Source organism: Allobosea sp. (genome assembly GCF_035999205.1).
In the GTDB taxonomy this organism is placed as follows: domain Bacteria; phylum Pseudomonadota; class Alphaproteobacteria; order Rhizobiales; family Beijerinckiaceae; genus Allobosea.
The window spans coordinates 343,832-367,140 of the sequence record NZ_DASYHA010000019.1; the positions used below are offsets into that span (position 1 = coordinate 343,832).

General features: G+C 67.5%; 21 protein-coding genes. 12 read left to right on the forward strand and 9 right to left on the reverse strand.

The annotated features are described in order from the left end of the window. Window positions 1-5: 5 nt before the first annotated feature. The 5 genes from VGN82_RS09750 to VGN82_RS09770 form a co-directional block, all read right to left on the reverse strand. A complete protein-coding gene (locus tag VGN82_RS09750) occupies window positions 6-878 on the reverse strand; it encodes an ABC transporter permease (protein WP_327526808.1) in 873 nt (290 codons plus the stop codon). Continuing rightward, window positions 875-1,819, reverse strand: a complete 945-nt coding sequence (locus VGN82_RS09755) for an ABC transporter permease (RefSeq protein WP_327526809.1) — start codon at window positions 1,817-1,819, stop codon at window positions 875-877. The genes VGN82_RS09750 and VGN82_RS09755 overlap by 4 nt, the downstream gene beginning before the upstream one ends. A 95-nt stretch (window positions 1,820-1,914) precedes the next feature. Continuing rightward, window positions 1,915-3,495: an ABC transporter substrate-binding protein gene (locus VGN82_RS09760; protein WP_327526810.1), complete on the reverse strand. Its 1,581-nt coding sequence runs from the start codon at window positions 3,493-3,495 to the stop codon at window positions 1,915-1,917. Window positions 3,496-3,527: 32 nt separating this feature from the next. Further along, window positions 3,528-4,997: a M81 family metallopeptidase gene (locus tag VGN82_RS09765; protein ID WP_327526811.1), complete on the reverse strand. Its 1,470-nt coding sequence runs from the start codon at window positions 4,995-4,997 to the stop codon at window positions 3,528-3,530. Between the two features lie 7 nt (window positions 4,998-5,004). Next, entirely contained in the window at window positions 5,005-6,330 is a 1,326-nt protein-coding gene (locus tag VGN82_RS09770) for an aspartate aminotransferase family protein (RefSeq protein WP_327526812.1), read from the reverse strand. Between the two features lie 240 nt (window positions 6,331-6,570). Between VGN82_RS09770 and VGN82_RS09775 the strand changes: the two genes are divergently transcribed. Continuing rightward, entirely contained in the window at window positions 6,571-7,461 is an 891-nt protein-coding gene (locus tag VGN82_RS09775; RefSeq protein WP_327526813.1) for a MurR/RpiR family transcriptional regulator, read from the forward strand. A gap of 78 nt (window positions 7,462-7,539) precedes the next feature. Here VGN82_RS09775 and VGN82_RS09780 read toward each other — a convergent pair whose 3' ends face one another. Genes VGN82_RS09780 through VGN82_RS09795 form a run of 4 tightly spaced genes read right to left on the reverse strand, consistent with a single transcriptional unit; the run spans window position 7,540 to window position 10,808 of the window. Beyond that, window positions 7,540-8,277: a FadR/GntR family transcriptional regulator gene (locus VGN82_RS09780; protein WP_327526814.1), complete on the reverse strand. Its 738-nt coding sequence runs from the start codon at window positions 8,275-8,277 to the stop codon at window positions 7,540-7,542. A 16-nt stretch (window positions 8,278-8,293) separates the two neighbouring features. Next, window positions 8,294-9,031, reverse strand: a complete 738-nt coding sequence (locus VGN82_RS09785; RefSeq protein WP_327526815.1) for an SDR family NAD(P)-dependent oxidoreductase — start codon at window positions 9,029-9,031, stop codon at window positions 8,294-8,296. A gap of 8 nt (window positions 9,032-9,039) precedes the next feature. Further along, window positions 9,040-9,810, reverse strand: coding sequence for an SDR family oxidoreductase (locus VGN82_RS09790; RefSeq protein ID WP_327526816.1), 771 nt, complete (start codon window positions 9,808-9,810; stop codon window positions 9,040-9,042). Beyond that, complete coding sequence (locus VGN82_RS09795) at window positions 9,807-10,808, reverse strand: NAD(P)H-quinone oxidoreductase (RefSeq protein ID WP_327526817.1); 1,002 nt, start codon at window positions 10,806-10,808, stop codon at window positions 9,807-9,809. The genes VGN82_RS09790 and VGN82_RS09795 overlap by 4 nt, the downstream gene beginning before the upstream one ends. Window positions 10,809-11,079: 271 nt before the next feature. Between VGN82_RS09795 and VGN82_RS09800 the strand changes: the two genes are divergently transcribed. The 11 genes from VGN82_RS09800 to VGN82_RS09850 all read left to right on the forward strand — a co-directional run bounded on the left by VGN82_RS09800 (window position 11,080) and on the right by VGN82_RS09850 (window position 23,308). Then, the gene (locus tag VGN82_RS09800) at window positions 11,080-12,288 is read left to right on the forward strand and encodes an ABC transporter substrate-binding protein (RefSeq protein ID WP_327526818.1); all 1,209 of its coding nucleotides are present in this window, start codon (window positions 11,080-11,082) and stop codon (window positions 12,286-12,288) included. Between the two features lie 108 nt (window positions 12,289-12,396). Next, window positions 12,397-13,269 (forward strand): branched-chain amino acid ABC transporter permease, encoded by an 873-nt coding sequence (locus VGN82_RS09805; protein ID WP_327526819.1) that lies wholly within the window; start codon window positions 12,397-12,399, stop codon window positions 13,267-13,269. Between the two features lie 4 nt (window positions 13,270-13,273). Beyond that, window positions 13,274-15,103, forward strand: a complete 1,830-nt coding sequence (locus VGN82_RS09810) for a branched-chain amino acid ABC transporter ATP-binding protein/permease (protein ID WP_327526820.1) — start codon at window positions 13,274-13,276, stop codon at window positions 15,101-15,103. Further along, window positions 15,087-15,791: an ABC transporter ATP-binding protein gene (locus VGN82_RS09815; protein WP_327526821.1), complete on the forward strand. Its 705-nt coding sequence runs from the start codon at window positions 15,087-15,089 to the stop codon at window positions 15,789-15,791. The genes VGN82_RS09810 and VGN82_RS09815 overlap by 17 nt, the downstream gene beginning before the upstream one ends. 5 nt (window positions 15,792-15,796) lie before the next feature. After that, complete coding sequence (locus VGN82_RS09820; protein ID WP_327526822.1) at window positions 15,797-16,594, forward strand: shikimate dehydrogenase family protein; 798 nt, start codon at window positions 15,797-15,799, stop codon at window positions 16,592-16,594. After that, entirely contained in the window at window positions 16,591-17,367 is a 777-nt protein-coding gene (locus VGN82_RS09825; RefSeq protein ID WP_327526823.1) for an SDR family NAD(P)-dependent oxidoreductase, read from the forward strand. Before VGN82_RS09820 ends, VGN82_RS09825 begins: the two co-directional genes overlap by 4 nt. Window positions 17,368-17,391: 24 nt before the next feature. Next, window positions 17,392-19,569, forward strand: a complete 2,178-nt coding sequence (locus VGN82_RS09830) for an alpha-ketoacid dehydrogenase subunit alpha/beta (RefSeq protein WP_327526824.1) — start codon at window positions 17,392-17,394, stop codon at window positions 19,567-19,569. Next, a complete protein-coding gene (locus VGN82_RS09835; protein ID WP_327526825.1) occupies window positions 19,566-21,176 on the forward strand; it encodes a GMC family oxidoreductase in 1,611 nt (536 codons plus the stop codon). Before VGN82_RS09830 ends, VGN82_RS09835 begins: the two co-directional genes overlap by 4 nt. A gap of 160 nt (window positions 21,177-21,336) precedes the next feature. Further along, on the forward strand, window positions 21,337-21,975 hold the full coding sequence (locus VGN82_RS09840; RefSeq protein ID WP_327526826.1) for a lysophospholipid acyltransferase family protein: 639 nt from the start codon (window positions 21,337-21,339) through the stop codon (window positions 21,973-21,975). Next, window positions 21,972-22,922, forward strand: a complete 951-nt coding sequence (locus VGN82_RS09845; RefSeq protein WP_327526827.1) for a phosphatidate cytidylyltransferase — start codon at window positions 21,972-21,974, stop codon at window positions 22,920-22,922. Before VGN82_RS09840 ends, VGN82_RS09845 begins: the two co-directional genes overlap by 4 nt. Further along, on the forward strand, window positions 22,919-23,308 hold the full coding sequence (locus VGN82_RS09850) for a hypothetical protein (protein ID WP_327526828.1): 390 nt from the start codon (window positions 22,919-22,921) through the stop codon (window positions 23,306-23,308). The genes VGN82_RS09845 and VGN82_RS09850 overlap by 4 nt, the downstream gene beginning before the upstream one ends. Window position 23,309 lies beyond the last annotated feature (1 nt).

The following is a 23,309-nucleotide window of genomic DNA, read 5'->3' on the forward strand; positions in this document are numbered from 1 at the left end:
GTCGCTCACGGGCTTCTCCCCTGCATTTTCGGGTCGAGGCGGTCACGCAGTGCGTCGCCGAGCAGGTTGATCGACAGGATGCACGCCGACAGCACGATCGCTGGCCAGAACACCAGCCAGTGGTTGATCGCGAAATAGAGCCGGCCTTCGGCCATGATGTTGCCCCAGCTCGGGATCTCCGTGCCGATGCCGACGCCGAGGAAGGACAGAGCTGCTTCCGTCAGGATGGCGGAGGCGTACATGTAGGTCCCCTGGACGATCAGCGGTGCGATCGTCGTCGGCAGCAGGTGCTTCCAGATCAGCTTCCTCGGCGGCGTTCCGAGCAGCACCGCCGCGTCGACATAGGTCTCCTCGCGTGCCGCGATGACGCGCGCACGGACCAGGCGAACGACTTGCGGGATCGCCGGCAGCATGATGGCGAAGATCACGGTGAAGAGCCCGCCCCGGACCAGCGCAACGATCGCGATCGCGAGCAGGATGCCGGGAATGGCCATCAACCCGTCCATCATCCGCATCAGCACGCCGTCGATGCCGCGATACCAGCCGGCGAGCAGGCCGAGCGGGAGGCCGATGAGGGTCGCGCCGACGGCGACGCCTGCCCCCACCAGCAGCGAGACCCGCGCGCCGTAGACCACGCGCGAATAGAGGTCGCGGCCGAAGCTGTCCGTGCCCAGCCAATAGGTGTCGGAGGCGGGCTTGAGCCGCATCGCCGCGTTGAGCTTGGTCGGTTCGAAATTTGCGAGCCATGGCGCGAACACCGCCATCGCGACAACGACAAGCAGGACGATGACCGCGAGCACCGTCGTCCAGTGCGGCGGGTTCTGCAGCAGGCGGCGCCGGGGCAGCTTGCCCTCAACGGGGCTTGATGAGGCGCTCATTGATAGCGGATCCTCGGGTCGCTCAGTGCGTAGGAAAGGTCGATCAGCAGGTTGATCAGCACATAGGCTCCGGCCGTGAGCAGGATGATCGCCTGGATCAGCGGGTAGTCGCGGGCAAGCACTCCATCGATCACCAGCCGGCCGAGGCCGGGGATGTTGAAGACCGTCTCGGTGACGACGACGCCCGAGACCATCATGGCGAAGCCGGTGCCGACCACCGTGAGGATCGGGATCGCGGCATTGCGCAGCGCGTGGCGGAAGAGGACGATACGCTCGCCCAGACCCTTGGCTCGTGCGGTGCGCACATAGTCCTCGCGCAGCACCTCCAGCATCGAGGCGCGCGTCATGCGCGAGACCAGCGCGATGTAGAAGAACGAGAGCGCGAGGCCGGGAAGCAGGATGCGGTGGAGGAACGGGCCGAAGCCTTCGGCGAGCGGCTTGTAGCCCTGCACCGGGAACCATTTCAGGTCGACCGCGAAGACGGCGATCAGCACATAGCCGATCACGAAGATCGGGATGGAGAAGCCGACGACCGACAGCGCCATGACGAAGCGGTCGACCATCCCGCCATGGCGCCAGGCGGCGAGCACGCCGAGCGGCAGCGAGATCACGACCGTGAAGATCATCGCCATGACCGCGAGCGCCAGCGTCGGGCCGATGCGCTGGCCGATCATCTCCAGCACCGGGCGCTGCGAGATCAGGGACTCGCCGAAATCACCGGTCGCCATGTTGCCGATCCAGGCCGCGAACTGGCTCGCGATCGGCTTGTCGAGACCAAGATGGTCGCGGATGGCCGCGAGCTGAGCCGGTGTCGCATGGTCGCCGGCGATGGCCTGGGCCGGATCGCCCGGCGTCAGGCGCAGCAGCAGGAAGACGAACAGCGCCACGAAGAACATGACGGGGATCGCCATCAGCAGCCTGCGCAGGAAATAGGAAGCCATGGAGTGCTCCGCGCGGGGCACCGGCCGGGGGGCGGCGCCGTCAACAGGGCTTGCAGGGCCGGGCGATGGCGGCGCCACCGTCCGGCTTGGAAGCGTTACTTGCTCACGCCCCAGAACAGGGTGAGCGGGCCGGGCTGGAGGTTCTTCAGCTTGGCGCGCCAGGCGGCGACGGACTGGAACTCGCCGGCGTTGAAGTAGAAGCCCTCGTCAAAGGCGATCTGCTGGATCTCCCTGGCGAGCTTCTTCTGCTCGTCGAGCGTCGGCGCCGTGAGATAGGCGGCGCGCAGTTCCTCGACGCGGGCATTGCGCGGCCAGCCCGACCAGGCGGTCTCCGAGCCCGAGCCGTCGAGCAGGGCATGCACGGTCGGGTTCCAGATGCCGGCAACGCCCCAATAGGTGAAGAGCATGTTCCAGCCGCCCTGCGCCACCGGCTGCGTGCTGTTCTTGCGCGACTGCAGCGTCGCCCAGTCCATCGCGGCGACATCGACCTTGAAGCCGGCCTCGCGCAGGCGTTCGGCCGCGACGATCGGCTGGGTGGAGAGGATGGTCAGGTCCGTCGGCTGCATCATCAGCACCGGCGCGCCGTCATATCCGGAAGCCTTCAGCAGCTCCTTGGCCTTGGCCATGCGCTCCTTGGCGCTGCCCTTAAGGTATTCCGAGCCGGCATCGGAGGCGAGCGGAACGTCGCAGCCATAGACCGAGGCGCAGAGCTTGTAATACTGGCTGTCGCCGATGGCGGTCTGCATGAGCTGGTCCTGATCCAGCGCATACATTGCCGCCTGGCGGGCCTTCGGATTGTCGAAGGGCGGCAGGCGGTGGTTGAAGCGGCCGGTGACCTGGCTGCCAAGCGCGTTGATGGCGCCGGTCTTGATCTCGTCATTGGCCTTGAGCAGTGGCAGCAGGTCGATCGTCACCTGCTCGATCAGATCGACGTCGCCGGATTGCAGCGCGTTGATCGAGGTCTGCATGTCGGGCATCGCCTTCCAGACGACCTTGTCGACATTCACGACCTTGCCGCCGGCGGTCCAGCTCATCGGCTCGGAACGCGGCTTGTAGTCCTTGTTCTTGACGTAGACGGCCTGGTCGCCGGGCCGGTACTGCTCGGCGACGAAGCGGAACGGGCCGGAGCCGACCATCTCGGTGACCTGCTTGCCGGCGGGCGTCTCGGCGAGGCGCTTGGGCATCATGAAGGGCGGCACCGGCGAAGGCTTCGCGAGCAGCTCGAGCACCTGGCCGAAAGGCTTCGCCAGCTTGATGACGAGGACCTTGTCGGAGGTCGCCTCGATCGACGCGACAGAGGCCATCATCGTGCGCCCGGCGCCGTCATTGGCAGCCCAGCGCTTGATCGAGGCGACGCAGTCCTCGGCCTTGACGGGTGTGCCGTCATGCCATGTCAGCCCGTCGCGCAGGGCGAAGGTGTAGGTCATCTTGTCGGCCGAGACGCTGTATTCGGCCATCTGCGGCTGCGGGTTGTACTTGGCATCCATGCCCAGCAGCGTGTCGAACACCATGAAGCCATGTGTCCGCACGATCTGGGCCGTGCTCAGGATCGGATCGAGCGTCCTGAGCGGCGCCTGCATGACGACGTTCAGCGCCGTCTCGGCGAACGCCGGCATTGCGTGAACGGAGCCCGCGATCAGCGCGGCAGCCCCGAATGTCTTGAACCGGAACGTCACTTTTTCCCCTCTCTTCTGATTGGTTGCTGGTGTCAGGCCGGAGCGTCGCTCCAGGGATAGGCACTGGCCGTGTCGAGCTGCCGGTATGGGATCAGCCGCACATCGGCGGGGCCGAGATCGGGTGTGTCGACCACGAGGATCCGGTCGGCCAGCGGCTCGTAGTAGTCGCGGAAATGGGTCTTCGAGCGTAGCAGGATGACGTCGTAATCCTCCGGCCGCTCGCCGAAGATGAAGAACGGATCGCCATCGACCGCGAAGGCGAAATGCGACACGACCGAGACGCGGACCGCGCCAATCTGGAGGAGCGCCGTCAGGCCGAGATCGACGAAGGAGCCGTGCTGGTAGCGTCCCGATACCGAGAAGGATTTCGACCCAGACCAGAGGACCCGTGCCATGGCTTCGACAGGGCCTCCGGTCTCCGGGGCCGTCTTGCCGGCGAGCGCGACCGTGATGTCGGCGCCTTCGCCGGCGGCATGAGCCTGCGCTGCGGTCTCGGGATCGAGCAGGAACGGCACATTGACCCGCCCGACATGGCGGCTGAGCAGGGCGCGCAGCAGATGCGTCGAGTCGTTCATCCGGTCGGCATGCTCGAGCAGCACGATCGGGCGACCGTTCGCCAGCCTGGCCTCGACATCGGCCAAGGCCTCCTCGACGCCCAGGATCGGTATTGCGTTCGCGATGGCCTGCCGCGCCCCGCGCAGCCGGTCCGCGAAGGCCTGAGCCTTTGCTTCGGCAGCTTCCTGGCCGTCCCAGTCCAGGCAGATCACCGACATGCCGGTATTGGCGCTGTCGGCATAGGAGAAGCCGGCCATCACCGAGATGTCGCAGTCGCCGGCGGTTTCGGCCGTACGGGCCTCGGTGATGATCGCAGCGAGCGGCTCGAGCGCCGTCGCCGACATGATCGAGGGGATCACAATGTCGGGGCGCGCTACCGCGAGGCCAGGCCGATGGTTTTCGCGCAGCAGCCGGAGCAGGGCCCGTGCCGCACGCTCGCCGGTCTCACCCATGTCGATATGCGGCGAATGGCGATAGGCGACGGCAATGTCCGCCCCGCGCAGGGTCTCGCGGTCGATGTTGCCGTGATAGTCGAGCGCTACGGCGATCGGCAGCGCCGGAAAGGCCGCGCGCACAGCATCGATCACATGCCGCTCGACATCCGGATAACCCGCTGCCCAGCAGGCGCCGTGCAGGAACAGGATGACGCCGTCGAGGGGGCCATTCCGGTCCAGCTCCTCGACGATCTCGCGCGTATAGCGCTCGACCGCCTCGTCCGAAGCCGGGCCGAGCGCGCCGAGCAGCGTGTGGAACAGCGGCACAAACTCGGCGCCGTCCGCTTCGCAGATTTTCAGGCAGCCGCCCGGCACCGTGTTGGTGCCGCGAAACCGCTCCGTCAGCTTCGGTCCGCGCACGCAGACGCGCTCGAACTCGGCCAGTTCCACCGTCTGCGGAACCGCGGTGACCGATTCGAGATTGAAGCCTGCGAAGGCGATGCGGGGTGCCATGGCAGCGTCAGACCCTGACCGCCGCGTCAATCGCGCCGCCGATCCGCTCGACGATCTGGTCGATCTCCTCGGGCGTGATGATGTAGGGCGGCGCCAGCAGCACATGGTCGCCCAGCCGGCCGTCAATGGTGCCGCCCATCGGATAGCTCAGCAGGCCCCGCGCCATCGCCTCCTTTTTGATCCGGGCGTGCATCTTCAGCGCCGGATCGAAGGGGACCTTGCTCTCCTTGTCGGCGACGATCTCGATGCCGCGGAACAGGCCGCGCCCGCGGATGTCGCCGACATGGGGCGACTGGCCGAGGCGGGCGTCGAGCCCCGCCTGCAGGCGCTCGCCCATCAGCCGGACGTTTTCGAGCATGTCCGGCTGCGAGATCAGCTCGACGACCTTGTTCGCCGCCGCCGCCGCCATCGGATGGCAGATATAGGTATGGCCGTGCTGGAACAGGCCCGAGCCCTCGGCAAAGGCACGGTAGATCCTGTCCGAGAGCAGCACCGCGCCGATCGGCTGATAGCCGCCGCCAAGCCCCTTGGCGATGGTGACGAGGTCGGGCGAGATGCCCTCCTGCTCGCAGGCGAACATCGTGCCCGTGCGGCCCATGCCGCACATCACCTCGTCGAGGATCAGCAGCACGCCGTACTTGTCGCAGATGCGGCGGATGCGGGCGAAGTAGTCGGCGACCGGGCCAACGGCGCCCAAGGTCGCGCCAACGACCGGCTCGGCGACGAAGGCGATGACCTCGTCCGCGCCGAGCTCGAGAATCTTGGCCTCCAACTCGTCAGCGAGCCGGGCGGCATAAGCTTCGGGCGTCTCGCCCTGCTGCTGGTCACGATAGGCGTAGCAGGGCGATACATGGTGGGTCTGCGGCAGGATCGGCTGGAACTGCGCGCGTCGCCAGGCGTTGCCGCCGGCCGCCAGCGCGCCCAGCGTATTGCCGTGATAGCTCTGCCGGCGCGCGATGAAATGGCGGCGCTGCGGCTGGCCGATCTCGACGAAGTACTGCCGCGCCATCTTCATCGCGGCCTCGACGGCCTCGGAGCCGCCGGAGACGAGATAGACGTAGTCGAGCCCCTCCGGTGCCAGCCCGACCAGGCGCTCGGCCAGTTCCTCGGCGACGTCGGTGGTGAAGAAGGAGGTGTGGGCGTAGGCGATCCGGTCCATCTGCGCCCGCATCGCGGCCATGACCTCGGGGTGGCCATGGCCGAGACAGGAGACGGCGGCGCCGCCTGAGCCGTCGATGTAGCTGCGCCCGTCCTGGGCGGTGATGGTGATGCCCTGTCCGCTGACCGCCCGCGGCAGCCGGCTTCCGATCGAACGGTGGAGAATCCTGGTCATCTCGGCGTCCCGGGCTTGCGCGGCCAGGTCGCCGCGACGGAAGGCTCATCTCACATTCATTCATCGTCTGCAACATTTGTTTTATTTGATACGCATCAGATACGATTGAGCCTAAAAATGTTGCAGCGAAACAATCCTCGCGAACTCGGCTTTGTGCTTGAGGAAAACAACAAAATCCGTTTGAAATCCGCCGCAGCTGCGGAGATGTTCGGGGCGGGATAGAGAAAGGGCGCGATTCAAATGTTGCAGGACGACCCGCTGCGCGATCGCATCATCGGCCGCTTCGACGAGATGTCGCCGCAGCTCCAGCAGGCGGCGCGCTACATCCTCGAGCATCCGCAGGAGGTGGCGCTGGTCTCGATGCGCGAGCTTTCGCGCAACGCCGGCGTGCAGCCCTCGACCATGACGCGGCTTGCGAAGTTCCTCGATCTGCCCGGTTATGACGATATCCGCGCCCATCATGGCGAGGCGCTTCGCCTTCGCGCCGACGGTTTCGCAGCGCGCGCCATGCAGCATGGCGAGAACGAGCAGGACATGGCGGTGGCGCAGCTCTCGCGCCGCATGCTGCAGGGGCTCGCCGCCCAGATCGCGCGGCTGTCCGAGCCGGCCTCGCTGGAGCGCCTGTCAGCTGCGGCGGATCGGCTGGCCCAGGCCCGCCGGATCTACGTGCTGGGCTTGCGCTCCTGCCATTCGGTCGCCTGGCATTTCCACTATGTGATGGCGCTGCTCGGCGAGAAGACGATCCATCTCGACGGTCCGGCCGATACGGTGGGCGACGGGCTGATCCGGGCGGGTGCCGAGGACGTGCTCTTGGCCATTTCGATCAACCCCTATGCGCGGCACAGCCTGGAGCTCGCCCAGCTCGCCCGCGAAAAGGGGCTCGGCATCGTCGCGATCACGGACAGCGAGGTGTCGCCGCTCGTCGGGCTCGCCGACCAGGCCATTCTCTGCTCCACCGAGAGCCAGAGCTTCTTCCATACGCTCGCGCCGGCGCTCGCCGTCTCCGAAGTCTTGTGCGCTCTGCTGGCGAACAAGGACCGGACCGCGGCGTTGGAGTCGCTGCAACGCGCCGATCGCCACTTGCTGTCCCTCAACACCTATGCGAGCGCCATTCAACGCCGCAGAATCTGAGGTGAAGGCGCGCATCGCCAAGAGTGGGCGGACCGGCACGGTCCCGGTCCGTGCGATCGGGCCTGGTCGGCGGGGTCTTTACCGGCCGAGATAGATGGCGAGCCGGGCCGCGGCGTTCTTGAGATGTGTCTCGGCGGCCGCGCGGGCCCGCTGGGGATCGCGGGCGACGATGGCGTCGAAGATCGCCTGATGCTCGCCCTGGACAATCTGGGCCATGCCGGCCAGGCGCGCCGAATTGGCGCGTGCCGTGCGGATGAAGGTGCGCACGCGCCGGTCGAGGAACTCCGACAGGTCGCGGAAGTACGGATTACCGGTGGCGTCGACGATGGCGCGGTGGAAGGCGACATCCTCGTCGACCCCGGGTTCGCCGCGGTCGATCGCTGCCTGCATCGCCTCGAGCCGTTCCCGGATCGCCGCAATGTCAGCCTCGCTGTGACGCTCGGCCGTGTGCTCGGTGGCGGAGGCCTCGACCGCCATCAGCAACTCTACGATGTGGCGCAGCTCTTCCTTGTCGGAGAAATCGGCGACATTGAGCCTGAACACCGAGCTCGCGCCCGGGTCGGCAACGAAGGCACCGGCCCCCTGTCGCGACAGCACCAGCCCGTCATGCTTCAGCCGGCCGACGGCCTCGCGCACGATCGGGCGGCTGACGCCATAGGTCTGGGCGAGCTGCTGCTCGGTCGGCAGGCGCTCCCCCGATTGGAGGCGGCCCGAGGCGATCTCCTCGCGCAGCCGCGTGGCCAGTGTATCGGCGAGCGAGGGCGCTCGTCCCAGAATGTCGCGCGGTGGCTCGGAGCGGGTCTTGTTGGCGACCATCTGTTCGATATGTCCGTTAGCTCGCGATATGCAGACCGCCATTGACGTGGGTGGTCTCGCCGGTGACGAAGCGTGCCAGATCGGAGCACAGGAAGGCAACGACGCCGGCGACTTCCTCAGCGGTTCCCAACCGCTTCATCGGGGTGTTCGTAATCAGCTCCGGCTTCTTCGCGATCAGCGGCTGCACCATCGGCCCCTCGATCAACCCGGGCGAGACGGCGTTGACGCGGGTTCGCGGCGCCAGTTCCAGCGCCAGCGAGCGCGAAAGGGTGAGGACGCCGCCCTTGGCCGCCGCATAATGGGCGTGGGCATAGCTGCCGCGATGGCCGGCCATCGAGGCGATGTTCACGATGGCCGAGCCTTCCGCGAGATGTGGGATGGCGGCACGGCAAACATGGAATACGCCGTCGAGGTTGATCGCGATCGACTGGCGCCATTCCTCCTCGCTCATCTCGCTGACCAGCCGGTCGCGATAGAGTCCGGCCGCTGTCACCAGTGCGTCGATCCGGCCGAACCGCGCGACCGTGGCCTGGACCACGGCGTCGGCATCGCCGGCCTGCGCCGCATCCTGTCGCAGCGCCAGAGCCCGGTCTCCGCCGGGGTCGAGCTCGCGGGCGAAGCCCGCGATGCCGCCACCGTCGAGATCGGTCAGGACGCAGGCCGCGCCGTGGCCGTGGAAGAGGCGCGCCACGGCCCGCCCGATCGCCCCGTTCGCGCCGGTGAGCAGCAGCACCTTGCCGGAGAAGTCGATCACGGCGCGCCTCAGGTCATCAGCCAGCCGCCGGCCACGTCGCAGACCTGGCCGGTGACGAAGGCGGCGTTGTCGGAGGTCAGGAACAGGCAGGTCTGCGCGACGTCCTCGGGACTGCCGAGCCGGCGCAGCGGAGTCGCCATCCGCGCCGCCTCGTTGGCTTCGGGCGCCGTGCCGCGCATCAGAGGCGTGTCGATGCGCCCAGGCGCCACGGCGTTCACGGTGATGCCGTCGGGACCGAGCTCGCCGGCCAGATGCTTGGTGAAGCCGATCAGCGCCGCCTTGGTCGCGGCATAGTGCACGCCGACGATGTCGCAATAGGTTTTGCCGGCAACGGAAGAGACGCTGACGATCGTGCCGCGCCCGGCCGCGCGCATGCCGGGAACCACCGCGCTGGCGCAGAGGAACGCGCCCGTCAGGTTGACGTCGAGCACGCGCCGCCACTCCGCGGCGCTCATTTCGCCGAGCTTGGCGCGCTTGCCGTCGGCGCCCGACTTCGGAGAGATTCCGGCATTGTTGATGAGAACCGAGACCGGCCCTAGCACGTCCGCGACGCGCGCGACCGCCGTCTTGACCGAGGCCTCGTCGGCGACATCGGCGGAGACGGCCAGCGTCGTCGCGCCGCGCCCGCGGGCGGCTTCGGCGGCCGCTTCGGCCAGCGCCGGATCATGGTCGAGATAGGCGACGCTGGCGCCGGCCACCGCATGGGCGTCGGCGATCGCCTGGCCGATGCCGCGCCCCGCGCCGGTCACGAGCACGACCTTGCCGCGATGGCTGCTCACTTGCCGACCTCCAGCATGATCTTGCCGAGATGGGCGCTCGATTCCATCAGCTCATGGGCCTGTCTTGCCTGCTCGAGCGGGAAGGTGGCGTGGATGATCGGCTTGACCGTGCCGGCCTCCAGCAGCGGCCAGACATCGCGGCGCAGATGCTGGGCGATCTCGGCCTTGAGCGCGACCGAGCGCGCCCGCAACGTCGAACCGGTCAGTGTCAGGCGCCGCAGCATCACGTTCATCAGGTCGAGATCGACCTTGCTGGTCTGGAGGAAGGCGATCTGCACCAGCCGGCCTTCCAGGGCCAGGATGTTGAGGTTGCCCTGGATGTAGGGGCCGCCGACCATGTCGAGCACGACGTCGACGCCCTTGCTGCCGGTCAGCCGCTTGACCTCCGCGACGAAATCCTCCGCGCGGTAGTTGATCGCCTCGTCGGCGCCGAGCGAGCGGCAGAAATCGCATTTCTGGACCGAGCCGGCCGTCGCATAGACTGTCGCGCCGGCATGCTTGGCGAGCTGGATCGCGGTCGAGCCGATGCCGCTCGACCCGCCATGGATCAGGATCGTTTCGCCCTTCTTCAGACGGCCGCGCGTGAAGACGTTGTCGTAGACGGTGTAGTAGGTCTCGGGCAGGCCACCGGCCTCGAGCAGCGAGAGCGGCTTCGGCACGGCTAGGCAGAGCGGTTCGTCCGCTACGGCGTATTCGGCGTAGCCGCCGCTGATCACTAGCGCGCAGACAGCCTCGCCAACCCGGCTGGCCGAGACTCCGTCGCCGACTGCGACGATCCGGCCGGAGACCTCGAGGCCGGGAATTTCGGTTGCGCCGGGCGGAGGCGGGTAGCCGCCGGCCCGCTGCAGGCAGTCTGGCCGGTTGATGCCGGCGGCCGCGACCGCGATCAGGACCTGGCCCGGGCCGGGCTGCGGTACGGGTGCGGTCTCGATCTCGATCACTTCAGGCCCGCCCGAGCCTGCAAAGCGCACCTGCTTCATCGTCTGCGGCAATGCCATCCTGGTCTTCTCCCTGTAGCCGGGCATGTTCTTCGCTGGCGCATGCCCGCTCGCGAAGGTGGTTTCCACCTTGCCGGGGCAAGCGCTTCGCGCGGGCTCGCATCGCATTGCGACGTCGGCCCTGCCTTGGTTCAAGCGTTAGCAAAACCCTACTTGTCAGGCAACTTGGTTATCTGCATTATCCGCCCCGCCGGCGAAACGTCCGGCCGGGACGCATCAGGCGATGGGGACCGCAAGAAATGATCGTGACAGCGGTCCCAGGGAGGACATGATGAAGGTTCTGACGCGCGCGGCGCTGGCCGCGGCATTGACTCTGTCGGGTGGCCACGCCTTCGCGCAGGTCAAGATCGGCGCACTCTATCCATTCTCGGGCGCTCTCGCCCTGCTCGGCGACGAGAGCTTCCGCGGCCTCGAGATCGCCATCGAGGAGCGCAACGCCGCCGGCGGCCTCAAGGGGCAGAAGCTCGAGATCGTTAAGGGCGATGCGGTCGAGCCGAACCAGGCGGTCGGCGAGGCGCGCCGCCTCACCTCGGTCGACAAGGTGCCGGTGATCTTCGGGACCTACTCATCCTCGCTCTCGATCGCGGCGACGCAGGTCGCGGAGCTGGCCGGCGTACCTTATTTCGAGCTCGGCGCGATCTCGGATCCAATCACCGAGCGCGGCTTCAAGAACGTCTATCGCACCAACCCGACCGCCCGCGATTTCGCCAGCCGCATGGTCGACGCCATCGGCGAGGCGATTGCTCCGGCGCTTGGCGTCGACGCCAAGACGCTCAAGGTCGCGATCATCCACGAGGATTCGCTCTACGGCCAGACGGTTGCCGGCTACCAGACCGCACGCGCCAAGGAGAAGGGCGTCAACGTCGTCGAGACGCTGCCCTATTCGGCCAAGTCGGTGGATCTGACCCCGGTGATCCTGCGTCTCAAGACGGCAGGCGCCGATGTCGTGCTGCAGACCTCCTACCAGAACGATACCGTGCTGTTCTTCCGCCAGATGAAGGAGCAGGGCTTCAAGCCCAAGGCCATGATCGGCGCCGGCGGCGGCTATTCGCTGCGCGACACCATGCTGGCCATCGGGGCCGAGAACATGGAAGGCGCGCTCAACGTCGACTTCACCCAGTTCCGCACCAATCCGAAGGCGGCTCCGGGCGTCGATACCTTCGTCAAGAAGTACCAGGCGAAGTATGGCACTGCGCCGCGCTCCGGCCACTCGCTCGCCAACTACATGGGCGCGCTCGTCTTCCTCGATGCGATGGCCGCGGCGCCCGATCTCAAGGCCGCCTCGATCCGCGCGGCCGTGATGAAGGTCGATGTTCCGGTCGGTGGGACCGCTACGGGCTGGGGTGCGAAGTTCGCGGAAAGCGGGCAGAACAGCCGCGCCGTGCCCTTCCTGATGCAATGGCAGGGCGGGGAGCTCGTCACCGTGTTCCCGGCCGACGCCGCGGTCGCCAAGATGAAGGTCGGCGTCGGTACCAACTGACGCACCGGACCATCCTGCCCGGGTCGGGGCCGCCTTCGGCGGCCCCCTCATCGCCCGCGCCCGACACCCACTTACTCGTCGCTTGTTTCGACCCTGGAGACGCCCTTCATGGACGTGCTTGTCCAGTTGCTGCTCAACGGCATCATGCTCGGCAGCATGTACGCCATCATCGCCGTGGGACTGACGCTGATCTTCGGCATCGTCCGCGTCGTGAACTTCGCCCATGGCGAGTTCCTGATGATCGGCATGTACGCAACCTATCTGCTGGCGACGAAGCTCGGCTGGCATCCTTACGTCTCGGCCGTGCCGGTGGTCCTGCTGCTGTTCTGCATCGGCGCCTTGGTGCAGCGTTTCATCATCCAGCCCCTGCTGAGCGCCGACGAGCACATCCAGATCTTCGCGACGGTCGGCCTCTCGACGGCGCTGGTGAACCTGGCGCTGATGATCTTCGGCGCCGACCTCTATTCGGTCGCGACGCCCAGCGCCCGCCAGTCTGTCTCGCTCGGCGGCTACACCGTGCTCTCCGGGCAGCTCGTCATCCTGGCTTGCGCGCTGGCGCTGGTCGCGGGGCTCCACCTCTTCATGCAGCGGACGCCGCTCGGCCGCGCCATCCGCGCCACGGCGCAGAACCGCAACGCCGCCTTGCTGATGGGCGTGGCGGTTGACCGCATCTACATCATCTCCTTCGGGCTGGGCGCCGCCTGCGTCGGACTGGCCAGCGCGCTCGTCATGCCTCTCTTCCCGGTGACACCGACCATCGGTTCCTATTTCGTGCTGACCGCCTTCGTCGTCGTCGTGCTCGGCGGCATGCGCAGCATGTACGGCGCCTTCCTCGGCGCGATGATCATCGGGATCGTAGACAGCCTGTCGGGCTACTACATCGCGCCCGACCTCAAGGAGGTCGTCTATTTCGCGATCTTCATCCTGATCCTGATCTTCAAGCCGACCGGCCTGTTCGGCTTCGGCCGCGGGACGGAGTGAACGCATGACCGCTCACAGCACCACCGTGGCCCCCGTCGCCATGGCGAAGCCGAGCCGGCTCGCCGCTCTCACCCATCCGCGCGTCTATGTCGCGCTGATCCTGCTCTCGCTGCTGCTGATCATCCCGGCGGTGAGCGACTCGCCCTTCGTCGTGCACGTCTTCGTCACGATCTGCGTCTTTGCCGGGCTCTCGACCGCCTGGAACATCGTCGGCGGCTATGCCGGCCAGCTCTCGCTCGGCCACATGGTCTTCTACGGCATCGGCGCCTACACCACGGCGCTGCTGATCCAGCATCTCGGCCTCTCACCCTGGATCGGGATGTGGGCGGGAGCGGCGCTCTCGGCCGTCGTCGCCGTCTGCATCGGCTATCCCTGCTTCCGACTGCGCGGGCCGTTCTTCTCGCTTGCAACCATCGCCTTCCTCGAGGTCATCCGCCTGCTCGCCATCCATTTCCACGGCGTCACCGGCGGCTCGGCCGGGCTGATCGTCCCGCTCAAGCTGGGCTGGGCCTGGATGATCTTCACGGAGAAGTTCAACTATCTGATCATCGCCTTCGGCCTGCTGCTGCTGACGCTGGTCGTGTCCTGGGCGATCCGCAACGCGCGGCTCGGCTACTATCTCACCGCCGTCCGCGAGCGCGAGGACGCTGCTTCCGCAGCGGGTATCAGCCCGACCGAGGTCAAGCTCAAGGCCGTCGTGGTATCCGCGGCGCTGACGAGCCTGATCGGTTCGTTCCACGCGATGTACACGACCTTCCTCGAGCCGGCGACGATGTTCTCGCTCGCGACCTCGATCGAGATCGCGATGTTCTCGCTGATCGGCGGCCTCGGTACGGTGCTGGGCCCGCTGCTCGGCACGGTGCTGGTCGTGCCGATTGCGGAGGCCGCGCGCGGCTGGCTCGGCGCCTCCGCCAACGGCCTGCATGGCTTCGTCTACGGGGCGGTGCTGGTGCTGATCACGCTGACGCTGCCGGGCGGCCTCGTCGGCACCTTCGGCGCCACGGTCGGGCGTTGGATCGACCGTCTCCCCGGCGGCACGCCGCGCCCCGAACCGGAGGCTCCGGCCCTGCGCCAGGTCCTCGGCACGCCGGGCGAGACCATGCTGGAGACGAAGAACCTCGTCATGCGCTTCGGCGGCCTGACAGCGACCGATAATGTCTCGATGGTGCTGAAGCGCGGCGAGATCCTCGGCATCATCGGCCCGAACGGTGCCGGCAAAACCACGCTCTTCAACCAGATCTCGGGCTTCCTCAAGCCGAGCTCGGGCAGCGTCGCCATCGTCTCAGGTGGCCAGGAAGCGACGCCCGCTAGCGCCGATGCCTTTGCCCGGGCCGGCGTCGGGCGCACCTTCCAGATCGTCCAGCCCTTCGGCAAGCTGAGCGTGATCGAGAACATCATGATCGGCGCCTTCATGCGCCATCCCGACGTCGCGTCGGCCCGGGCTGTGGCGCTGCGGGTCTCCTCGCTGGTCGGGCTGCATCACCTGCGCGAGGTCGAGGCGCGCAACCTGCCGATCGGCGATCTCAAGCGCCTCGAGGTTGCCCGGACGCTGGCGACCGAGCCGGACATCCTGCTGCTCGACGAGGTCATGGCCGGCCAGAGCCAGGCCGACACGCAGAAGATGGTCGAGCTGATCCGCGCCGTCCGCGACTCCGGCGTCACGGTCATCGCCATCGAGCACAACATGCAGGCGATCATGAGCCTGTCGGACCGCATCATCGTGATCGATTCCGGCAAGGTGATCGCCGAGGGCGATCCGCAGGCCGTCGTGCGCGACCGCCGGGTGATCGAGGCCTATCTCGGAGAGGATTTCGCCAATGCTCAAGGTCTCTGAGCTGACGGCCGGCTACGGCCGCACCACGATCCTCCAGGACGTCTCGATCCGCATCGGCAAGGGCGAGGTCGTCACCATCATCGGCGCCAACGGCGCCGGCAAGACCACGCTGCTGCGCGCCATCTCCGGGCTGGTGAAGCCCGGCGCCGGCAAGATCGAATTCGACGGTGAGCAAATCGCGGGCGCGACGCCTGCCGACATCGTCGGACGCGGCCTCGTCATGGTGCCGGAGGCGCGCCAGCTCTTCCCGGTCATGACCGTCCGGGACAACGTCATGATGGGTTGCTACCACGCCAATGCCCGCGAGGGATCGCAGGCCCGCTTCGAGGAGGCGCTGGAGATCTTCCCGCGCGTCCGCGAACGGCTCGACCAGCTCGCCGGCTCGCTCTCGGGCGGTGAGCAGCAGATGGTCGCAATCGCGCGGGGGCTGATGGCGAAGCCGCGCCTGCTGATGCTGGACGAGCCTTCGCTCGGCCTCGCCCCCATCATCGTCCAGCAGATGTTCGGCATCGTCGAGCGCATCTGCGCCATGGGCACGACTGTGCTGCTGGTCGAGCAGAAGGCCTTCCACGCGCTCAAGATCGCGCAGCGCGCCTATGTCATCGAGAACGGCCGCATCGCCATGGAGAACACCGGCGCAGGCCTGCTCGCCGATCCGCACATCAAGACCGCCTATCTCGGGATCTAGGGCCCATGACGGAGATTTCCGGCCATAGCCGCGTCTACGGCATCCTCGCCGACCCGGTCCATCACGTGCAGACGCCGCAACGGCTGAACGCGTTGATGCGCAATCGCGGGCATGACGGCGTGATGGTGCCGATCCATGTCGGAGCAGACGACCTCGCGACTGTCGTCGCCGGCCTGAAGCGCATGAAGACCTTCGGCGGCTTCGTCGTCACCGTGCCGCACAAGACGGCGATCGTGGCGCTCTGCGACGAGGTCTCTCGGCAGGCCGAGCTCGTCGGCGCGGTCAACTGCGTCCGCCGCGAGCCCGATGGCCGCCTCGTCGGCGAGATTCTGGACGGGCTCGGCTTCGTCGCCGGGCTGCAGCGCGAAGGCTTCGCCCCGAAGGGCTGCCGTGTCCTGCTGCTCGGAGCCGGTGGCGCGGCCAACGCCATCGCCTTCGCTTTGGCCGAGGCCGGCGTCGCCAGCCTCTCGATCGCCAACCGCACCCGCGCAAAATCGGAGGATCTGGCGCGGCGCCTAGCGCAGGGCTTTCCGGCCCTGCCGGTGGAGCTCGACAACGCCGATCCCGCTGCACACGACATCGTCGTCAACGGCACCTCGCTCGGCCTCGCCGAGGGCGACCCGCTGCCCGTCGATGTCTCGCGTTTGACCGACACGCAGATCGTCGCGGAGGTGATCATGCAGCCGCGAGTCACGGCGCTGCTCGCCGCCGCGCAAGCCAGCAGCTGCCGCGTCCATTACGGGCTGCCGATGCTGGAATGCCAGCTCGAGATGATGGCCGATTTCATGGGCATGACAGCATGACGGCCGCCCCGGTTCCCGACCGCAACCGCGATCTCGCCGGCAAGGTCGCCTTGATCACCGGCGGCGCCTCGGGCCTCGGCCTCGCCATGACGCGGCGCTTCGCTGTGCGCGGGGCGCGGGTCGTCGTGCTCGATCGCGACACCGCTGCGGCGCAGGCGCTGGCCGGTATCGACCGCGCGACTTTCATCGCCTGCGACGTCTGTGATCCGGACGCGGTGGATGCTGCGTTCAGCCGTGCGGAAGCGGAGATCGGTCCGCTCGACATCGTCATCGCCAATGCCGGCATCTCGCAGAACAGCCCGACGCTGGAGCTGAGCTTCGCGGATTGGCGCAAGGTGATGGGCGTCAATCTCGACGGCGTCTTCCTGACCGCGCAGGCCGCCGGGCGCCGCATGGTCCCGCGCGGGCGTGGCACCATCCTGCTGATGGCCTCGATGTATGGCGTCGTCGCCGCGCCCGAACGCATCGGCTACTGCGTCTCCAAGAGCGGCGTGGCGATGATGGCGAAGGCGCTGGCGCTCGAATGGGCTCGCCAAGGCTTGCGGGTCAACGCGCTGGCGCCGGGCTATGTCCGCACGCCGTTCCTCGACGACTTGATCGCGCGTGGCAGGCTCGACGCCGACAGGTTGACGGCCCGCATGCCGATCGGCCGCTTCATCGAGCCCGAGGAGGTCGCGGATCTCGCCGCCTTCCTGGCGAGCGACGAGGCGAGCGCGATCACCGGCCAGGTCGCCGGCGTCGACGGGGGCTGGAGCGCCAATGGCTATCTCTGAGACTGCAGCCGGAGGAGGGCGCTAATGCCCAGGCGCGAGACATTGCAGGCACAAGTGTCGTGGACGGCGCTGCGCTCCACGCCAGCCGACTGGAAGGCAGCCGATCCGGCGCTGCTCGGCAGCATGCTGACGCAGCTCCATCTGATCCGCGCCTTCGAGGAGAGCGTGCTCGAACTCGCCGGCGAGGGGCTCGTGCACGGGCCGGCCCACTCTTCGATCGGGCAGGAGGGCGGCGCCGTCGGCTCTGTGATCGGGCTGCGTGCCTCTGATCAGGTCAACGGCTCGCATCGCGGCCACCACCAGTTCCTCGCCAAGGCGCTGTCCTATCTCGCGCCTACCCTCGATCCGGTCGCGGATTTTGACGAGCCCGTCGAGGCCATGCTCCACCGGAGCCTGGCCGAAATCCTGGGCCTCGAACCCGGTTTCGGGCATGGCCGCGGCGGCTCGATGCATCTGCGCTGGATCGAGGCCGGCGGCCTCGGCACCAATGCGATCGTCGGCGGAGGCGTGCCGCTCGCGGCCGGCGCCGCCATGGCTCACAAGCTCGCCGGCACCGGCGATCTCGCGGTGACCTATTTCGGCGACGGCGCGATCAATATCGGCTCGACGCTGGAGACGATGAACCTCGCCGCCGCCTGGGCGCTGCCGCTGATCTTCGTGGTCGAGAACAATCTCTATGCGGTCGCGACCCATGTCGACGAGGCCTCGCGCGAGACGCGGCTCTCGGGACGTGGGCCGGGCTTCGGCATCCCGTCATGGCGCGTCGACGGCATGGACCCGCTCGCCGTGCATCTGGCGACGCAGGAGGCTGCGGCGCTCGCGCGTGCCGGCAAGGGGCCCTCGCTGATCGAGCTCGAGGTCTATCGTTTTTTCCATCAGAACGGCCCGCTGCCGGGGTCGGCCTTCGGCTACCGGCCCAAGGAGGAGGAAGCCGCCTGGCGCGCCCGCGATCCGCTGGCCCGCGTCGCGACCGAGATGACCGCGCTGGGCCTGATCGACGAGACGGCCGTCACCGACCTGCGCGAGCGCGCGGTCGCGCTGATGAAGGATATCGCCGGCCGTCTGCTCGAGCCCGAGGGCAACCGCCGTCGCATCCGCCCCGAACTCTGGCCCGACACCGCCTTCGTCGACGTCGGCCTGCGTGGCGAATTGCCGGCCTTGCCCTCGAACGGCCCGCCTGCCGGCCCGACGCTCGAGCGCAAATTCGTCGATGCCATCGCCGATGTGCTGCATCGGCGCCTTGAGACCGATCCCTCGCTGGTGATCATGGGCGAGGATATCCACCGGCTGAAGGGCGGCACCAACGGCGCGACGCGGGGGCTTGCCGCCGCCTTCCCGGACCGGGTGCTCGGCACGCCGATCAGCGAGAACGCCTTCACCGGGCTGGCCGGCGGGCTCGCCATGGACGGGCGCTACCGGCCGATCATCGAGTTCATGTATCCAGACTTCATGTGGGTAGCGGCCGACCAGGTCTTCAACCAGATCGGCAAGGCCCGCCACATGTTCGGCGGTACGACCAATGTGCCGCTGGTGCTGCGCAGCAAGATCGCGATGGGCACCGGCTACGGCTCGCAGCACTCGCTCGATCCGGCCGGCGTCTTCGCGACCTCTCCGGGTTGGCGGATCGTCGCGCCCTCGACCGCGCAGGACTATATCGGGCTGATGAATGCGGCCCTGAAGGGCAGCGACCCTGTGCTGGTGATCGAGCACGTCGATCTCTACCAGATGAACGGCATGATTCCGGCCGGCGACCTCGACTACACGATCCCGCTCGGCAAGGCCCGCATCGTCCGCGAGGGCCGCGACCTGACGATCCTGACCTATTCGGCCATGGTCCATCGCAGCGTCGAGGCGGTCGAGGCGCTCGGCGTCGACGCCGAGATCGTCGATCTGCGCACACTCGACCGCGCCTCGCTCGACTGGGAGACGATCGGCGAGAGCGTCCGCAAGACGCATAATGTCCTGATCGTCGAGCAGGGCGCGCGCGGCACCTCCTATGGCGCGATGCTCGCCGACGAGCTGCACCGCCGGCTCTTCGACTGGCTCGACCAGCCGGTCCAGCGCGTCCATGGCCGCGAGGCCTCGCCCACCATCTCGAAGGTGCTCGAACGCGCCGCCTTCGCCGGGCGCGAGGAGGTGGTGGCCGGCATCGCCAGGGTGATGGCGGAGCGCGGCACGCCGCTCGCCGGAGCAGCGGCATGAACACGCCTGCTGCCGAAAGCTATGATTACGTCATCGTTGGTGGCGGCACGGCCGGTTGCGTGTTGGCCAACCGCCTGAGCGAGGATGGCCGCCGCAGCGTGCTGCTGCTGGAGGCGGGCGGCGAGGGCAAGGGCTTCTGGATCCCGATCCCGGCCGGCTTCAGCAAGCTCCTGGTCAATCCGGACTTCAACTGGCGCTTCTGGAGCGAGCCCGAAGAGGCCACGCGCAACCGCGAGATCGCGATCCCGCGCGGCAAGGGGCTCGGCGGCTCGACGCTGATCAACGGCATGATCTATGTGCGCGGTCAGGCGCAGGATTTCGACGGCTGGGCTCAGGCTGGCTGCACCGGCTGGAGCTTCGCCGATGTCCTGCCCTATTTCCGCAAGCTCGAAGCCTATGACGGCGAGGGCGACGCGACTCGCGGCCGCGACGGCCCGTTTCCGGTCACCGAGGTCAAGGAGCGCCCGGAGATCGCCGAGGCCTTCATCGCGGCAGCCGGGCAGGCGGGCTATCCGCGCAACCCCGACTACAACGGCCCGTCGCAGGACGGCTTCGGCTACTATCAGGTCAACCAGCGCCATGGTCGCCGGGTCAGCGCGGCGGATGCCTATCTCGCGCCTGCGCGGAGCCGCGCGAATCTGCGTGTGCTCACCGGCGCGCATGTCCTGCGGATCGATCTCGACGGCAAGCGCGCCACCGGCGTCACCTATCGCATCGACGGTGGCGAGCGCCGGGCCGCTGCGCGCCACAGCGTTGTCCTGACCGCCGGCGCGATCCAGACGCCGCATCTGCTCGAATTGTCGGGTATCGGCGATCCGGCCGTGCTGGCGGCGGCGGGGATCGCGGCCCGTCACGAACTGACGGGCGTCGGCGCCAACTACAGCGACCATTTCTGCACGCGCATGAACTGGCGCGTGAAGCTGCCGGTGACCTTGAACGAGACAACGCGGGGCTGGCGGCTGGCGGCGGCGGTCGCGCAGTACTTCCTGACCCGGAAGGGCATCCTGACGCTCGGCACCGGGCTCGCGCATGGCTTCGTCCGGACGCGACCGGATATCGAGGGGCCGGACGTCCAGTACTTCTTCATGCATGCGAGCTACGCCAATGCCGCCGAACGCAAGCTCGACCACGAACCCGGCATGACCATCGGCGTGACGCAGCTGCGACCGGAATCCCGCGGCACCATCCATGTCCGCGCGCCCGACGCCGCCACCCCTCCCGCGATCCACCCCAATTTCCTCGCGACCGTCACCGACCGGCAATGCATGGTCGACGGCATGAAGATCGCGCGCGCGATCGTCGGCCAGCCGGCGATGGATGCCTATCGCGCCTATGAGATGGCGCCGGGGCCGGATTGCGTCAGCGACGAGGATTGGCTCGCCTTCGCGCGCGATAACGGCCAGACGATCTATCACGCCGTCGGGACCTGCCGCATGGGGCAGGGGCCGAGCGCAGTCGTCGATCCGGAATTGCGGGTGCGCGGGATCGAGGGGCTGCGTGTCGCCGATGCCTCGGTGATGCCGGCAGTTGTCTCCGGCAACACCCAGGCGGCGGTTCTGATGATCGCCGAAAAGGCTGCCGACTTGATCCGGCGCGACAGCCTTTAGGCTGCCATGCGGCGCTGCAGAGATCGGCCCCTGGGGTCCTGCAAGCAGTCGCATTCTTCCAGGCTTCGTAACGGACAGGCGGGGTGGCCGTTTGCGCGCTACCCGTCGACATTGTTCGCGTTGAACGTTACGTCATTGCAGGGTCGGGTTGGGAGCGGAGATGCGCGGAGCGGGCATAAGCTTGGCGGGCACGCTCGTTCTGCTGGCTGCCCGCTTCCTGACGGCGGTGCGTGGACAGTGGGACGGCATCGCACCGACCGACGAGCAGCGGATCTACTTTGCCAACCACGCGAGCCATGGCGATTTCGTCCTGATCTGGACGGTTCTGCCGCGCCGCATGCGCCTGGCGAGCCGCCCGGTCGCGGGGAGTGACTATTGGCTGAAGAGCCGCCTTAGGCGGTTCATCGGCCGCGACGTCTTCAACGCCGTTCTGATCGATCGCGAGCGCCCGAGCCGGACGAGCGATCCGATCGGCCAGATGACGGATGCGCTCGACGCCGGCTCCTCCCTGATCGTCTTCCCGGAAGGCACGCGCAACAGCACTGCGGCGCCGCTCCTGCCCTTCAAGAGCGGGCTGTTCCATCTGGCGCGCGCACGGCCAAAGGTCGTCCTCGTGCCGGTGTGGATCGCCAATCTCAACCGCGTCCTGCCGAAGGGCGAGTTCGTGCCAATTCCCCTGATCTGCACCGTCACGTTTGGGGCCGCCCTCCATATCGCCGAGGGCGAGACCAAGAAGGATTTCCTGCTTAGGGCGGAAGCGGCCCTGCTCGCCTTGTCCCCGAAGGGTAATGTGTCGTGACGAGGCCGCACCCCGATCTGGTGGCCGTGCTGGCGGTTCCACTCGTCGTTCTGATCGTCGCCTCGACGATCGGTTACGTGTTGCAGCGCAGGCTGTCGCCGGATGGCTCGAATGCGGTGGTCGAGAACCTGAACCACCGCATCCGGGCTTGGTGGGTCATGGTCGTCCTGATGGGGCTGGCTCTGATCGGCGGCAAGACCGGCGTGACCCTACTCTTCGCCTTCTGTTCCTTCGCGGCCTTCCGCGAGTTCATCACGCTGACCACGACGCACCGCGCTGACCACTGGGCGCTGGCGGTCGCGTTCTTCGTCGTGCTGCCGGTGCAGTATTACCTGATCTGGATAGACTGGTACGGGCTCTACTCGATCTTCATCCCGGTCTACGCCTTCCTGCTGATGCCGATCATCGCTGCCGTGCGCGGCGATACCGATCAGTTTCTCGTGCGCATCGCCGAAGTGCAGTGGGCGCTGATGATCTGTGTCTTCTGCATCTCGCATGTGCCGGCGCTGCTGAGCCTTGAAATTCCCGGTTTCGAGGGGCGCAACGTGCTCCTGATCGCCTATCTCGTCATCGTCGTGCAGATGAGCGACGTCCTGCAATATGTCTGGGGCAAGCTTGTCGGCCGCACCAAGATCGCGCCCAAGCTGTCGCCTTCCAAGACGGTCGAGGGTTTCGTCGGCGGCGCGCTCAGCGCGACGGCTGTTGGAGCTGCCCTGTCCTGGATGACGCCGTTCTCGATGCTCCAATCGGCCTTCCTGTCGCTCGTCATCGTCCTGATGGGCTTCTTCGGCGGGCTCGTGATGTCGGCGATCAAGCGCGATCGCGGGGTCAAGGATTGGGGCCACCTGATCGCCGGCCATGGCGGTTTCATCGACCGGCTCGATTCGGTGGTGTTCTCGGCCCCGATCTTCTTCCACCTGGTGCGCTATGGGTGGTCGGCCACATGAGCCTTCCGATCGCAGGCCTGATGCGAAGCAGCGTCATTCACATCGCCGTTGCCTTTGTCGCGATGGGAAGCTGGGCGGCCTTCGCCAACCGCGCCCATCCGATGCCGGCCCCGGTCCAGGCCGGGCTGATCCAGGGCGCGCTGTCGGCCACCATCACCCTGTTCCTGAAGCGCGGTATCGAGGAGCTGTCCAGGCGCTTTTCCGGCCTCGCGGCGCTTCTGGCTCCGCCCGTGATCGCCGGGCTCGTGTCGGCCGGCGTGCTGACGACCATGCACATGATCGGCGGCACGCCGGAGATCGGCAGGACGATCGCGGTGCCGCTGACGGTCGCGACCAGCTATGCGGCCCTCTACAATCTCTCGCTGTGGCGGAGCAGGAAGGGCTGAA

Excerpts from the sequence above, each read along its gene's own strand:
- VGN82_RS09750 (WP_327526808.1), bottom strand. The coding sequence starts at position 878 with ATGAGCGCCTCATCAAGCCCCGTTGAGGGCAAGCTGCCCCGGCGCCGC.
- VGN82_RS09755 (WP_327526809.1), bottom strand. The coding sequence starts at position 1,819 with ATGGCTTCCTATTTCCTGCGCAGGCTGCTGATGGCGATCCCCGTCATG.
- VGN82_RS09765 (WP_327526811.1), bottom strand. The coding sequence starts at position 4,997 with ATGGCACCCCGCATCGCCTTCGCAGGCTTCAATCTCGAATCGGTCACC.
- VGN82_RS09770 (WP_327526812.1), bottom strand. The coding sequence starts at position 6,330 with ATGACCAGGATTCTCCACCGTTCGATCGGAAGCCGGCTGCCGCGGGCG.
- VGN82_RS09775 (WP_327526813.1), top strand. The coding sequence starts at position 6,571 with ATGTTGCAGGACGACCCGCTGCGCGATCGCATCATCGGCCGCTTCGAC.
- VGN82_RS09780 (WP_327526814.1), bottom strand. The coding sequence starts at position 8,277 with ATGGTCGCCAACAAGACCCGCTCCGAGCCACCGCGCGACATTCTGGGA.
- VGN82_RS09795 (WP_327526817.1), bottom strand. The coding sequence starts at position 10,808 with ATGGCATTGCCGCAGACGATGAAGCAGGTGCGCTTTGCAGGCTCGGGC.
- VGN82_RS09800 (WP_327526818.1), top strand. The coding sequence starts at position 11,080 with ATGAAGGTTCTGACGCGCGCGGCGCTGGCCGCGGCATTGACTCTGTCG.
- VGN82_RS09805 (WP_327526819.1), top strand. The coding sequence starts at position 12,397 with ATGGACGTGCTTGTCCAGTTGCTGCTCAACGGCATCATGCTCGGCAGC.
- VGN82_RS09810 (WP_327526820.1), top strand. The coding sequence starts at position 13,274 with ATGACCGCTCACAGCACCACCGTGGCCCCCGTCGCCATGGCGAAGCCG.
- VGN82_RS09815 (WP_327526821.1), top strand. The coding sequence starts at position 15,087 with ATGCTCAAGGTCTCTGAGCTGACGGCCGGCTACGGCCGCACCACGATC.
- VGN82_RS09820 (WP_327526822.1), top strand. The coding sequence starts at position 15,797 with ATGACGGAGATTTCCGGCCATAGCCGCGTCTACGGCATCCTCGCCGAC.
- VGN82_RS09825 (WP_327526823.1), top strand. The coding sequence starts at position 16,591 with ATGACGGCCGCCCCGGTTCCCGACCGCAACCGCGATCTCGCCGGCAAG.
- VGN82_RS09830 (WP_327526824.1), top strand. The coding sequence starts at position 17,392 with ATGCCCAGGCGCGAGACATTGCAGGCACAAGTGTCGTGGACGGCGCTG.
- VGN82_RS09835 (WP_327526825.1), top strand. The coding sequence starts at position 19,566 with ATGAACACGCCTGCTGCCGAAAGCTATGATTACGTCATCGTTGGTGGC.
- VGN82_RS09840 (WP_327526826.1), top strand. The coding sequence starts at position 21,337 with ATGCGCGGAGCGGGCATAAGCTTGGCGGGCACGCTCGTTCTGCTGGCT.
- VGN82_RS09850 (WP_327526828.1), top strand. The coding sequence starts at position 22,919 with ATGAGCCTTCCGATCGCAGGCCTGATGCGAAGCAGCGTCATTCACATC.